Below are 14083 nucleotides of genomic sequence, written 5' to 3'. Positions count from 1 at the left end.
TACCAATCAGGAGTTTTATGTACTACTACCCTTCACAACCGCCATATTTACTACTCATTATTGGTTTATTTGCTGCATTAACCTCTGGTTTGGCATTAGCCGGAACACTAAAGGTAATTGTAAACAAATGGCAGAGTGATGGCGCAGAGAAATCCAGTACTCAGTTGTCAATTAAACAGTTATCTGTGCCATTTCTAGGAATAACTGTCGGTGTGGCGTTATTTATGTGTTCTGGGTTTGAAATATTTGGTTTTCCACCCTTGCTTGCTTATGCAGTCGGTATACCAGTAACTATTTTGACTTCACTGTTAGTATGGTTCCAGTTAGGAAGCATGATGTCTTTTGTGGAACGGCGAGGAATACAATCCCTCGATTTAGATTCGATGAATTAAGTTGAATTTATTTTGGGATTATTCTACTGGCGCAACTGCCTTAAAATAGTGCATTAATAAACCGCATGAGGCAAGAGAGAACACAGAGATAGAAGAGGAGATTTTTGCAGAATTTTAGTTGTGTCAGTTCACTACTACTGCATCCGATTAATTTTGACAGGTCGCGGGTGTTCAGATCCCCGACTTTTTTAAAAAGTCGGGGATCTATGACCTCTTATAATTTGCATAGCGGACTACTACTTTCTACTACTTTATTGTGATATTACAAAGAAGCCTAATCGTATGAAGCGATAAGGCTTATTTTTTAGATTCATCGGCAATATACACGCCTACGCAACATTACTTAACATTTATGTTAAGTTGAGGGTATCTAGTTGAAAAAAGTTGGTTTTGCTTGAGCAAAAACAGAGTACTTGGTAGTATTAATTACAAAAAACACTTACCAAAGTGGTGTCAGATGGGGAACTGGTACTCTGGTAAATTGAACTGTTAACTAGATACTGTTGCAAATAAATTAAGAATATGAAATTCTGGTGTGAAGCGATCGCTATAACTCAGCGTATTTTAATTGAACTTTTGCGGCGAAGACGCAGTTTAATTTTTTGGATTATTTTCCCTATCTCTATTCTGCTGATCAATGGATTTGTGTTAGCAGAAAGTATGCAGCTATCCACAGAAGAGGGTTTTGCATATGCTGCACCCTCAACTTTGGTAGGAGCAGCACTATTTTTTAGTTGTTTGGGTGGTAGTGTCGCCACTGTAGTCTCAGAACGAGAACAGCAAACCCTCAAACGCTTATTTATTTCGCCTTTAAGTGGTACATCCTATTTTTTGGGGATTTTTTTAGCTCATAGTTGTATTGGTTTTGGGCAAACACTAATTATTTATACTATTGCTGCTTTTTGGGGTACTACATTTAAAGGTTCTGTATTTTTGGGTGCAATTATTATATTAATGAGTATTGTCGCTTATGTTGGTTTAGGCTTTATTTTGGGTACTCAATTAGCACGCCGTACTGAAGATGTAAATTCTCTGGTAGCTGCTTTTGGTGTACCTTTGTTGATTTTGGGGGGAGCTTTTTTCCCAATTCGTTTTTTACCAGAAACACTACTTGAACTTGCCAAAATAAATCCTATTTATCACATGAATCAAGCTCTTTTAGCAGTATCAACCCAGGGGGATAATGTACAAGATATTGCGTCTCACTTCCAATTTTTATCAGGGTTTACTTTGATGATGATCTTGGGTGGATGGTTTTCTTATCGAAGGATGGTAATGCTAGAAAAAAGGCTGTGAAGGGTGAAGGATCAAAGGTGTAAGCAGTTATTTTAGAGCTACTTATTAAATTAAATATGCTGTATATAGAAAAGCTCAATAAGTCTTTTAAAGATAGGCAAGTCCTTCAGGATTTAACACTATATGTTGCCCCTGGAGAAATTTATGGTTTACTAGGTGCAAATGGAGCAGGAAAAACTACTACAATCAATATTATTTGTAATTTATTACAAGCGGATAGCGGTATAGTCAAAGTTAATCATCAGTTAGTTTCAGAAGCAACTAAAAAAATCATCGGTATTGCCCCACAAGAAAATTTATTATATAGAGGCCTTTCTTGTGAAGAAAACATCAAATTTTTTGCCAAAATTTATGGTTTAAACAGAATAGAAAGACAAAAACAAGTTAAGGCAACTCTTAAGGCTGTAAATTTATTAGATAGAGCCAAAAGTCCGGTAGAAACCCTCAGTGGGGGAATGCAACGACGCCTAAATATAGCTGTAGCTTTGGTGCATCAGCCGAAGTTAGTGATTTTAGATGAGCCAACTACAGGGTTAGATATTGAAGCAAGATATGAGATTTGGGAGTTAATTAGACAATTAAAAAATCAAGGAATTACTATTTTATTAACTACTCATTTTTTAGATGAAGCAGAGCGCCTGTGTAATAAAATTGGTATTTTAAAAAATGGTCAGATTTTAGCAGAAGGTAGCCTTGAGGAGTTACGTACTTGTATTGCAGCTAGAGAAATTTTAGTGGTGCAAACTTCAGAAGCAGAAAAAGCGATCGCACGAGCAATTGCATGTGGTTTTACACCCCGGCGTTATGGTAATGACTTGGCTTTTTGGCTACCGGAGCATTTAGAATTAAAGGAAATTATTGCACGTTTTGATGGCATTCATATTGACTCTATTTCACGACAGCCAATCAGATTAGAGCATATTTATCTGGAGTTAACACAAAAATGTTAGTGTTGGGGGTTGCTTGTTGATTGTTGATAGGGCGCTTTGCGCCTAGAGGATGCATACAGCAAACAATTAATATCGAGTTTGGTTAATCACTTAATAATAAAAAAACCTCACCCTGCCTTCACTACCCCTCTCCTTACTAAGGAGAGGGATTAGGGTGAGGTTAAACGGGAATTATTAAGTAATCATGGGAACTGTAACTATTTATTATCCGCCTCCTGTCTTCTTCAACCTTCGGGATCATCCTGAGAAAAATGTACACGAATGGTTTTAGCATTTTGACAATCAGCATCTGTTGCAGTCATCACATAGTCAATTAAGCTGTCTGTAAAAGGAATACGCAGGTGGAAAGTACCATCTGGTTTGAGTTTAATGTTATGACCAGCAACAGCAACACTTGAACCAGGTTCAGTCGCCCCATGAATAATTAACTCTGCGTCAGCAATAAACCAGAAATCTTTCTCTGGACGACTGAAAACACGAACAATTTCTGAACGGGCAAGTAATAACCATTGATTGTCTGCTGTAGTATAACCAATCTCAGCCATGTAATTGCGATCGCTCGTCGGAATTGCTACATATCGGTCTTCTGTTATCTCTTCACATTCATACTGCTGCACAAGTACAGGAGTTTGATAACTCAGGTCAATGTCAGTAACATCATATAGTCGCAGTATAAATTGCGATCCACCTTGCGATCGCAGTGTTTGTTTGGCATCATCAGACACTTGCCAAGAAACATAAGCCCATTTGGGAGTACGCGGTGTGAGAACAATAATATTTTCTGACTCTACATCTTTTGGTTTGGCAGTTGCTGTGGTGACTGGGGTAGCTTCATCCACAATATTATGTGTTTGTGGTGAGTCAGCATTTAAGTTTTGATTGTTGCCAATCCCATAAATAGTAGCCCATGTACCAATTTCTGCACCTGTCGATGGAGTTGCTTGTTCTGGGGGGTGAAAGTTAATTACAGAGGAATCTGCTGTTGGGGTAGTTTGGGCTACTTCCTCCGTTAAATTAACAGTAGGTTCGGCTGTATTCGCTACCACATCTAATGACTCTACGGATGCCTGTGGTTGCTCTGGGGTCGTTTCTCCATCTGGGACAACAGTATTATTTTGTTGGGTGGGTGTATCATCCCAAACATCTGGAAGTGGAGGATATACAGTATTTACGACTGTCGGCGGCGTTTCCAAATCCAAAGCTGCTTGATTTGTCTCAGGCTGCTGGGGAATAGTTGGTGTTTCTTCCGTAGATGTGATTTCGGTAATTTCAGGTAACTCTAAATCTGGCTGCTGGGGAACAGTTGGTGTTTCTTCCGTAGATGTGATTTCGGTAATTTCAGGTAACTCTAAATCTGGCTGCTGGGCAATAGTTGGTGTTTCTTCCGTAGATGTGATTTCGGTAATTTCAGGTTGTGATGCTGATGCTAACGGTATTTGTACTTGGGTTGCATCTTCCCAAAGATCTGGCAGTGGAGAATATGAATTTTCCGTTCCTGCTGGTGGGGCTTGCACTTCGGTGACATCAACATTTGCTGGTGTCTGGTGATCTGTGACATCTGAGTGATGGGCAGATAATATCTGAGTATTGTCTTGCAACAATGTTGCTTCCGGATTAGAAGCATGAAAACTATCCGACACCTGCGGATAGGCAGCATTAACAACCGTTACTGGTGCTTCTAAGTCTAATGGAGATCCATCAGTTGATGGAACTTGCACAGAAGATGAATGATTTACCTCTGTCTGATCTTCAGCCGTGATTTCTGAATTTTTTTCAGACCATTTTGATACTAATGTGCTTCCTGCTGCTATTGCAGCGCCACCTGCAATGCTAGCAGCTATAGTAGGAGTCAAATGTTTGGCTGTATTTTGCTCAGATGGGACAATGGTTGTGTCTTGTGTAAGATCACTAGGTGTTGCTTGCGTAGCAGAACTGACATTCGCTGTTGGCTGTGGTGTGCTTGCATCTACAGGAGAATCGGGGGGACTAGATTTAATCGTAGTATCTGTGGCTTTGCTGTCAGTTGGGCGCTTTTTACGTAAAAACCACAATAATAACCCGGCAATAGCTACAGTTGATACTGCCAAAATTGACCACAACAGCAATTTGTGATCTTGGCTGGTTTGATTGCTTTGGGTGGGAGCCGCTAACGTATAACTATCAGCAGTAGTGATATTGTTTTCATCAGCTGACGATGGTGAGACACCAGCAGCAGATGTAATATCCGCGCTGGGTGAAGTAGTAGCAGTGTCAGTTGTGGTTGCTGTTGGAGACTCAGCAGTCATTGCAGCTGCGATCGCTTCCGCTTCTGTTGTTCTTGCTGCTTCTATAGCCTCCTGTCCTGGTGCATTTGTGACGAAGCCAAGAAAAGCAGCCACATTCACACCAGGATTTTTTTTGTAGACATACACCAAAGGCTGGGAAAAAGGATAATTGGGATTGTCTGGTAAGGTTCGACTCACCCTCAGGACACGCACACCTTGGAGTTTCGATACCTGATGAGCCAAAACATAGCCAATACCGTCTCTGCCTAACTGTTTGATTACTTCAACTGGGCTATCTTCATTTAGCTGAACAGCAGTTGCACCGGTTTCAAACTTGGCATTCTTGAAGACTGGGTAGCTGCGAAAAGACTCGCGTATGTCGCTATTCAGCGGACGATCTATAACCCGAATCTTACCACTAGCTCTTCCTAATTCTGACCAATCTGTAACTTCTCCTCGAAAAATTCTGGCAAATCCCCGGTTAGTCAGGTTTCCTTGGAAGGGATTTTCTTCGCTAACTATGATCGCAATCTTTTCTCGACGTAAGCGCAGTTGTTCTAAACCTTGTTTTTTTTCCTCTGGCGTTAAACCACGACCAATTGCTGCTATGTCTATTAATCCTTCTTTCAAAGCTATTAACGCCACATCCGCACCATTAGCAGCAGCTTCTACTCTCGTGCCAGGAAACTTCTGTTCAAACCGTTCTTTCATGGTTTGATTAATCTTATACAAGCTACTCGAGCCATCAATCCGCACTGTAGTGCCACTTTGCACTGCTTTGGGCAGTTCAAAAGACGGAACATCATTAGATTGTGCCAGTGCTAAGTCGGACACTACAACAGAAGCCGCCATTGGGGTCGTTGCTAATGTTAGCAATAACACCAAGCTGACTATTGAGTTATCTTTTTTTTCTTTTTGCCACATATGCCCTCTGATCAAGTAGTTAGAGGAAACTAGGTAGAGTAAAGGCGCTAATTATACTTCTGAGCGGAGAATTGTATTCAATGCTTAGGGCTTTACTTTAAACGAATACCAGGATATCAGACACTCTCATTAAATACTTGTTGAGTGACTTTTGCAGATAATGCCTGATTGTCGAGAGTTATTTGACATATGATTTTTGGATTGTATTGTAGTTGAGACATTCTCCTTTAAAAATAAATTTTTTTAAAATATTTGATTGTTGGCGTGGCTAAACAGAATTTTTTGCTAAAAAGCATACTTTGTCAACTTATGCCAGTGTAATGCTTTTTATCAAGATACATTTGTATAGCAATATGTTTAACAAAATTTTTGTATTGAAATTAACATATTATCTGTGTAGCCCAAGTTGTCAATCAGTCTGTAATAAATACTTACCAGAGTCCAGTTTCCTACCCTTTACAAGATGCAGCTGGCAAATCAGGGGTGACATCCTCATCGAACGATTTTTCGTTATTTAACCAGATGTAGAGACGTGCCATGGCACGTCTCTACATTGCTGTATTGGGGTAAAGTTCAGATTTGTGTGTACACCGTAACCCGTAAATGGGGGTTAATTTTACCTTTGCAACAAGTCTAATGGCTCAAATAACAATGACAATCAGGTTTCTCAATCACTGACTCAACCAAGGAATTGAGAGCAGTAGCTGCTAACAAGCCACCTCCGATAGTTCCCTCAACCACAATCCAAGCACCGTTTGTTTGCATAAGTTGCCGTTTGGCAGCAGGTGCATGGCTAAAGCCGATAGGCATACCAATAACTAATGCTGGTTGAATTTGCTGTTGTTTGATAGCTTGGCAGATAGATAGTAATACTGAAGGTGCATAGCCAACCACAAAAATGCAACCTTTTTTTACTTGCTGTAACTTTTTCCGCCATTGTTGCTGCTGCCAAAAAGCTTGTTCTGCCTCAACAGCAGTAGTAACGTGAGGATTATCAATTAAGGTTTCGATACGACATCCCAAATGAAATAGTCGGGTTTGATCCAAAGCAGCTGCGACCGTAGGAATATCTGCAATAATCTCACATCCTAATTTGAGAGCATCACGACTTGCTGCGATCGCTTGCTGACTCAACTTGACAAACGAGGCTAAACTCACATCTCCACACGCTAACACTAGTTGAGAAATCAGTTCTTGTTCAATTTCAGAACGAGCCGATAAATCTGGTAATACATGCTTTAATGATTCATGAAAATCTTCTGGGTGAGCATGAATTTGGGCGTCTAAACCACTCCAGAGTTTTTCTAACTCCCCTAGTCCGACTTTTGTTTCTACCTCGATTAACTTAAGTTGGGCAAGGACTTCAGCTTGGATAATTTGACAATCGCGATCGCGTCCCAACAAACCCTCTAATGCTGATGCAGTTTGCCGCAGTTGGGAAATTTGCTGGATAACTGCTCGATATTGCTGTTGTAGTTGCAACATCAAATTGGCATTGGGATTGTTTGGTGGTTCGACTTCTAGAATTTGGCGAATGTGGTTAAGTTGAAAACCCTGTTGCTTTAACGCCACAATCCGTTGCAACCGAATGACATCTGTCTCTGTGTAGAGACGATAGTTGCTGTGCGATCGCATGGGTTGGGGTAATAATCCTAACTGATGGTAATGTCGTACCATCCGGGGCGTAATCCCACCCCCGACTGCTTCAGTGAGTTCTTTGATCGTCAAACCATCAGCTTTCATCGCTCAATTATCACATCTGGGGAATAGTCATAGACCCGATCACCAGTCTAGCTGATGAAAAGACTTGGTGTCTTTGTAAATTTGTGGTAAAAATTTTTTTGAACCACCAAGACACTAAGACACAAAGAGATAAAGATGATCTTATTTTTTGGTGGAAATTACTGTTGATTCGGTGGATTGATGAGTCTGACTGGTTAACTTTTGTTGTGTGGAGCTAGGTTTTTGTAAAAAAAGTATTACTTATTTTTTCTGTGTAGTTGCATTGCTGCAAGATAGTTTTTTAAGGGAGTAGACTGGAGCTGAAAGCAGAAAATTTGCAAAGGTAAATCAATGCTCTGGCTGATACTTATGATACCCCTATTGGGGATTTTGATAGCAGTTGCGATTGCTGGTTCTTTTTACACCGACCGAGCTATCCGACAAGCTGAAGCTGATTTTCCTCCCCAGGGAAAATATGTGAAAGTGGCTGGAGTAAGATTACACTATGTTTGCAAAGGTTCTGAGCAAGCAGTGGTTTTGTTACATGGTAATCCTGGTTCTGTGCAAGATTACCCACCCGAAACTATTGATCGCATTGCTCAAGAATATTGTGTTTATGCTTTTGATCTGCCTGGACATGGTTACAGTGACCGTCCAGCTATAGCCACACCACTTGTACAAGCTCAATTACTGCGTAGCGCCTTGCAAAAAATTGGTATCGAGAAACCTATATTAGTTGGATATTCTTGGAGTAGCGCGATCGCCCTTGCCTATGCACTGCGTTATCCTCAAGAGGTTGCGGGTATTGTTCTCCTTTCTGCAATAGCTTATAAGGCTGATCATGCACTTTTACCGCTAGCTAATTTTGCCCAGTCCTCATTGTTGGAATTTTTGCTCAAATTTATTCCACCTAATTTGGTAGGGTATTTTCTTTTTGCACACTTAAATAAAGGATTTTTACCACAGTCCCCAAATGTAGATTATTTCAAAGCAGCACAAGCGTTATGGACAAGACCAATTCAAATTCAAGCTTCCCTAGAAGACAGTAAAAACTTGCCATCAGCCTTGGAGGAAATGAAAAAGCGCTACAGCGAGATTGATGTTCCTGTTGTGATTGTTGTGGGTGACAGTGATAGTTTTGTCTCTGCTAAAGAAAATTCTTACCGATTGCGCGATCGCCTCTCTCACTCGCAATTGCTTATTTTACCCGACACAGGCCATGCCATTCCCCAAACCCAGCCGCAAGCAGTCGTCAACGCCATTAATATTATTGGCAAACAATTGACAAAGAATAACTAAATTTTACCCATCTACAACAAGCCGCTTAGCGTCTAGATCGGTGGTTAATTTCCAAAACATTAATTTGTCGTCATAAAGGTTGGCGATCACTTGATTGAAGTGATGATGCACTAGAGTTATCATACAAATTTATCAGTGCGATCGCCTTTTAGTTTATATTCCAATCATTATAACACACTCTAAAAGAGGTAGGTTTTTATAGTCTTACCTAATTCATAGAAAAAATCTTTTATTACTATAGATTTTTCATAAACTATATTAAATTCAACAACTTTCAGAGCAGTTTATGTGCGCGATCGCTAATTAACTTTATATCTCTTAATAACTAAAATTGAGAAACCTAGTAATTTGCTCAAGACTGTGCATGTTGTTGATTTTTATCTCTGAACCTCGATTTTACTGAGCTTTGGATTAAGCATAGACTTTAACTTATATACATCATAATTTTTTAAATATTCAATACATCTCAAACTATGGTCTGACTATATATATAAACTTTTTCTTATCTAATTAATCCAATATTTTTTTAATAAAAATGGTTTAGAAATGAACCATTTTGATGGGAAAAGCTGTAAGCTATTTTCAACAGGCTTAATGATTGTTTAATGATTGTTTCAGGAAGATACACACGACTGTACTTGCAAACGCAAAGTTTTTACAAGGGATTTTCGTCGCCTTTCTTTGAATGATATGGGCTGATGTAAACTATCATGCATATTTTTCTTGTACAAGAAACATCTACTGTTTCCTGTGCCTAATTTTCATGCGTATAAAGATGAAATTCACAAAAAAAGGAGTATTATGTCAGAAATTTTTGATCACATCTCTCGCCGCAAGTTTATAGTTACAGCTACTGCTTCCGCGGGTGCAGTATTTCTCAAGGGTTGTTTGGGTAATCCACCAGAACCAGGTGGAGGTAGCGCTCAAACCCAATCAGGAGCACAGCCAGTTGCCAATATTAGCCCAGAACAAACACCAGAAACGAAAACTGTCAAATTGGGATATGTCCCAATTGTGGAAGCAGCGCCTTTAATTATTGCTAAAGAAAAAGGCTTTTTTGCTAAATATGGCATGACTGATGTTGAACTATCCAAGCAAGCTTCTTGGGGTTCAGCCAGAGATAACGTCGAAATTGGCTCTGCTGGCGGCGGTATTGATGGTGGTCAATGGCAGATGCCAATGCCACATCTGATCACAGAAGGTATAATCACCAAAGGTAATCAAAAAATTCCCATGTATGTTTTAGCACAGTTAAATACCCATGGGAATGGAATAGCTATTGCGAATAAACATCAAGGTAAGGGTATTAGCTTACGACTTGCTGGTGCTAAGTCTTTATTTAGTCAACTCAAATCAACCAACACACCTTTTACCGCAGCTCAAACATTTCCCGCAGTCAACCAAGATTTTTGGATTCGCTATTGGTTAGCCGCTGGTGGTATCGATCCAGATACTGACATCAAACTGCTAACAGTTCCAGCAGCTCAAACTGTCGCCAATATGAAAACGGGGACAATGGATGCTTTCAGTACAGGTGATCCTTGGCCCTACCGTATTGTGAAAGATAAAATAGGCTTTTTGGCAGCATTAACAGCAGAAATTTGGAAGAATCACCCCGAAGAGTACCTTGCCATACGGGCAGACTGGGTTGATAAAAATCCGAAAGCGACTAAAGCGCTACTTAAAGGCGTTATGGAAGCACAGCAGTGGTTGGATAACTTTGACAACCGTAAAGAAGCTGCTGCAATTCTGTCTGGACGCAACTATTTTAACCTTCCCGAAGAAATCTTGGCAGGGCCATTCCAAGGCAAGTATGACATGGGAGATGGGCGCACAATTGATGATAAATCAATGGCTCCTTACTACTGGAAAGATGAGAAAGGAAACGTTTCTTATCCTTACAAGAGTCATGATTTGTGGTTTATCACAGAAAGCATTCGTTGGGGTTTCTTACCAAAAGATTATTTAACAAAAGCAAATGCATTAATTGATAAAGTCAACCGCGAAGATATTTGGAAAGAAGCAGCAAAAGAAGCAGGCATAGCAGCGGCTGATATCCCCACAAGTACATCTCGTGGTGTAGAAGAATTCTTTGATGGCGTTAAGTTTGATCCCAAACAACCAGAAGCATATTTAAAGAGTTTGCAAATCAAGAAAGTCAGTGTTTAGTTGGTTGTTGTTTGTTGTTTGGAACTAACTATCAACCATCAACCACCAACCAGTATTTACTATTCCCCAAGCATCAACCACCGTACAAAGGAAAAGAGCAATGACAGTAGCCAGCAGACGCCGTAATAATACAAATTTTGATAGTAGTTTAATATCTCGTTTACAAAAACAATTTCCTGATCTGATACCTCCTGCGATCGCCCTTATTATCTTTCTTGTTGTTTGGCAGACTTTCTCTTGGCTTCCGGGGGCAACACTACCTGGCCCAATCCAGGTTATTCAAGATACCTGGATGTTAATTATGTATCCCTTTTATGACAGAGGTGGTATCGATAAGGGACTGTTTTGGCAGATTTGGGCAAGTCTGCAACGGGTTGCAATTAGCTACACTTTAGCTGCGATCGTTGGTATTGGAGTGGGGATTGCGATCGGTGTTAATAAAACAATTTACAAAGCATTAGATCCCCTCTTTCAGTTATTACGAACCGTACCACCTTTAGCTTGGGTTCCCATTTCTTTGGCAGCTTTAAGACAAAACGAACCTGCTGCATTGTTCGTGATTTTTATCACCGCTATTTGGCCAATCTTAATCAATACCTATGTAGGCGTGACTCAAATTCCTCAAGACTACAACAACGTCGCCAAAGTTCTGCAACTCAATAAAAAAGATTACTTTTTTAATATCCTCATTCCTGCTGCTTTGCCCTACATTTTCACTGGTTTAAGAATTGCGATCGGTCTTGCTTGGTTGGCAATTATTGCTGCGGAAATCGTGATGTCCGGGATTGTGGGAATTGGCTTTTTCATCTGGGATGCTTATCAAAACAACGACGTCAGCGAAGTTATACTAGCCCTGGTTTATATCGGTATTGTCGGTCTGTTGCTGGACAAACTCATGGCTTGGATTCAAACACTAATCGTTCCAGCAGAACAAAAGTAGTTATTAGTTAGGAGTTAGTGGTTAGTAGTTATTAGGCAGTTCAACTAACCATCAACCATCAACCATCAACCATCAACAAAAAAAGATGAGCGTATTCGTTGCTGTTGACCAAATTGATAAAGTTTTTAATCTCACTGGTGGGGGTCAATATATTGCCCTCAAAGGAATTGACCTCCAAATTAAAAAAGGCGAATTTGTTTCCTTAATTGGTCACTCTGGTTGTGGTAAATCCACCTTATTAAATATGATTGCAGGTTTGGATCTACCAACAGAAGGTTTAGTCACCTTAGAAGGAAAACGCATCACCAAACCAGGTCCAGATCGAATGGTGGTGTTTCAAAACTATTCTCTATTACCTTGGCGAACAGTCAGAGAAAACATCGCCTTAGCAGTAGATTCTGTGATGACACATTTGCCTGCAGGGGAACGTCGGGCTATTGTCGAAAAACATATAGATATGGTCGGTTTGCGTCCCCATGCAGACAAACCACCCGGAATGTTATCAGGAGGACAAAAACAACGGGTAGCTATAGCCCGCGCTTTAGCCATTCGCCCCAAGTTACTATTATTAGATGAACCCTTTGGGGCATTGGATGCCCTCACACGGGGTAACTTGCAAGAACAATTAATGCAAATCTGTGAAGAAAACGAAGTCACCGCCGTCATGGTGACACACGATGTAGACGAAGCAGTGCTACTTTCTGACAGAATAGTCATGCTCACCAATGGGCCAGAATCAAAAATTGGTGGCATTTTGGAAGTAGATATTCCCAGACCCCGTAAACGGATGGAAGTAGTTGAACATCCCAGCTACTATAGCTTGCGGAGTGAAATGATTTACTTCCTCAATCAACAAAAACGCATCAAAAAAATTCGGGCGCGCAAAACTACAATTGTCTCCAAACACGGTTTAGAAAAAGTCAATCTTGAGATCGGCTTTGTACCGCTTACAGCTTGCGCGCCTCTAGCAATAGCCAAAGAAAAAGGCTTTTTCACTAAACACGGTTTAGATGATGTCAACTTAGTCCGCGAAACCAGTTGGCGTGGTATTGTCGATGGTATAAGTGGCAGATATTTAGATGCTGCCCAAATGCCCTCCGGAATGCCGATTTGGTTAACTCTGGGAGGAAATGATAACCGACCTCTACCTGTTGTTACCTCCCTCACCATGACACGCAACGGTAACGCTATTACCTTAGCAAAACGCTTTTACGACCAAGGGATACAAACCATTGCTGAATTTAAACAGTATCTGAAAAGTACCCGTACAGAACCCCACATCATGGGAGTAGTACATCCTTCCTCAATGCACAGTATACTGTTGCGTTACTGGCTAGCAGCAGGAGGTGTTGACCCTGACGCAGATGTCGATATTAAAACCATTCCCCCAGCCCAGATGGTAGCAGACTTGCAAGCCGGAAGTATTGATGGTTATTGTGTAGGTGAACCCTGGAACTTCCGCGCTGCTTCCGAAGGTATTGGCTTTACGATCGCCACAGACTTAGAAGTTTGGTTAGGACATCCAGGTAAAGTGTTGGGTGTACGGGAAGATTGGGCAGCAGCTTATCCTAATACCTATATAGCATTGACTAAAGCTTTACTAGAAGCTTGCTATTACTGTTCACTCCCGGAAAACGCTGAAGAAATTCGCCAGATTTTGGCACGACGGGAATATGTCAGCACTGATATGGAGTATATCCAAATTGAAGATCCAAATAACGGCACCTGTGACTTAGATCACCCCATGCGGGAATATGCCCATCACCAATTTTACGGGGAATCTGCCATTAACCGCCCCAGTCGCACAGAACAGATATGGATTATGACGCAATTGGCGCGTTGGGGTGAAGTGCCTTTCCCCCGAAATTGGGTAGAAATTGTCGAACGAGTATGTCGAGTTGGTGTGTTTAGTACTGCTGCCCGTGAATTGGGTATGGATATTAGTTATACCCGTCAACCAATCAAGTTGTTCGATGGCACCAGCTTCAACGCTGATGACCCGATCGCCTATCTAAACAGCCTCAAGATTAAACGTGATTTTTCAGTTGCGGAAGTTATTCTTGACACACCAGTCAGGAGAGTAGCCTAATTTGGGAGACAAGGGAGACAAGGGGGAACTCGGGGTCC

General features: G+C 40.8%; 9 protein-coding genes. 7 read left to right on the top strand and 2 right to left on the bottom strand.

The annotated features are described in order from the left end of the window. Window positions 1-17: 17 nt before the first annotated feature. The 3 genes from NIES592_RS15640 (at window position 18) to NIES592_RS15630 (ending at window position 2638) form a co-directional block, all read left to right on the top strand. Complete coding sequence (locus NIES592_RS15640) at window positions 18-392, top strand: hypothetical protein (protein WP_073556228.1); 375 nt, start codon at window positions 18-20, stop codon at window positions 390-392. A 522-nt stretch (window positions 393-914) separates the two neighbouring features. Next, complete coding sequence (locus tag NIES592_RS15635) at window positions 915-1688, top strand: ABC transporter permease (protein WP_073556227.1); 774 nt, start codon at window positions 915-917, stop codon at window positions 1686-1688. A 56-nt stretch (window positions 1689-1744) separates the two neighbouring features. Then, on the top strand, window positions 1745-2638 hold the full coding sequence (locus NIES592_RS15630; protein WP_062246966.1) for an ABC transporter ATP-binding protein: 894 nt from the start codon (window positions 1745-1747) through the stop codon (window positions 2636-2638). Between the two features lie 224 nt (window positions 2639-2862). Here the strand turns inward: NIES592_RS15630 and NIES592_RS15625 are convergent, their stop codons facing one another. Then, window positions 2863-5826 carry a DUF4912 domain-containing protein gene (locus NIES592_RS15625; protein ID WP_073556226.1) on the bottom strand — a complete coding sequence of 988 codons (2964 nt, stop codon included), beginning with the start codon at window positions 5824-5826 and terminating at the stop codon, window positions 2863-2865. Window positions 5827-6459: 633 nt separating this feature from the next. Beyond that, window positions 6460-7569, bottom strand: a complete 1110-nt coding sequence (locus tag NIES592_RS15620; protein WP_062246962.1) for a precorrin-8X methylmutase — start codon at window positions 7567-7569, stop codon at window positions 6460-6462. A 348-nt stretch (window positions 7570-7917) separates the two neighbouring features. Here NIES592_RS15620 and NIES592_RS15615 point away from each other — a divergent pair, with 348 nt between their 5' ends. The 4 genes from NIES592_RS15615 (at window position 7918) to NIES592_RS15600 (ending at window position 14045) form a co-directional block, all read left to right on the top strand. Continuing rightward, complete coding sequence (locus NIES592_RS15615) at window positions 7918-8847, top strand: alpha/beta fold hydrolase (protein ID WP_062246960.1); 930 nt, start codon at window positions 7918-7920, stop codon at window positions 8845-8847. An 801-nt stretch (window positions 8848-9648) separates the two neighbouring features. Beyond that, window positions 9649-11016: a CmpA/NrtA family ABC transporter substrate-binding protein gene (locus tag NIES592_RS15610; protein ID WP_062246958.1), complete on the top strand. Its 1368-nt coding sequence runs from the start codon at window positions 9649-9651 to the stop codon at window positions 11014-11016. A 100-nt stretch (window positions 11017-11116) separates the two neighbouring features. Beyond that, on the top strand, window positions 11117-11956 hold the full coding sequence (gene ntrB / locus NIES592_RS15605) for a nitrate ABC transporter permease (protein ID WP_062246956.1): 840 nt from the start codon (window positions 11117-11119) through the stop codon (window positions 11954-11956). A gap of 85 nt (window positions 11957-12041) precedes the next feature. Further along, on the top strand, window positions 12042-14045 hold the full coding sequence (locus tag NIES592_RS15600) for an ABC transporter ATP-binding/substrate-binding protein (RefSeq protein ID WP_062246954.1): 2004 nt from the start codon (window positions 12042-12044) through the stop codon (window positions 14043-14045). Window positions 14046-14083 lie beyond the last annotated feature (38 nt).

Origin of the sequence: Fischerella major NIES-592, assembly GCF_001904645.1 — a bacterium.
GTDB lineage: Bacteria > Cyanobacteriota > Cyanobacteriia > Cyanobacteriales > Nostocaceae > Fischerella > Fischerella thermalis.
This window is presented reverse-complemented; position numbering and strand designations above follow the sequence as displayed.

Coding starts and splice junctions, on each gene's coding strand:
- NIES592_RS15610 (WP_062246958.1), top strand. CDS start 9,649: ATGTCAGAAATTTTTGATCACATCTCTCGCCGCAAGTTTATAGTTACA.
- ntrB (WP_062246956.1), top strand. CDS start 11,117: ATGACAGTAGCCAGCAGACGCCGTAATAATACAAATTTTGATAGTAGT.
- NIES592_RS15640 (WP_073556228.1), top strand. CDS start 18: ATGTACTACTACCCTTCACAACCGCCATATTTACTACTCATTATTGGT.
- NIES592_RS15600 (WP_062246954.1), top strand. CDS start 12,042: ATGAGCGTATTCGTTGCTGTTGACCAAATTGATAAAGTTTTTAATCTC.
- NIES592_RS15615 (WP_062246960.1), top strand. CDS start 7,918: ATGATACCCCTATTGGGGATTTTGATAGCAGTTGCGATTGCTGGTTCT.
- NIES592_RS15620 (WP_062246962.1), bottom strand. CDS start 7,569: ATGAAAGCTGATGGTTTGACGATCAAAGAACTCACTGAAGCAGTCGGG.
- NIES592_RS15635 (WP_073556227.1), top strand. CDS start 915: ATGAAATTCTGGTGTGAAGCGATCGCTATAACTCAGCGTATTTTAATT.
- NIES592_RS15625 (WP_073556226.1), bottom strand. CDS start 5,826: ATGTGGCAAAAAGAAAAAAAAGATAACTCAATAGTCAGCTTGGTGTTA.
- NIES592_RS15630 (WP_062246966.1), top strand. CDS start 1,745: ATGCTGTATATAGAAAAGCTCAATAAGTCTTTTAAAGATAGGCAAGTC.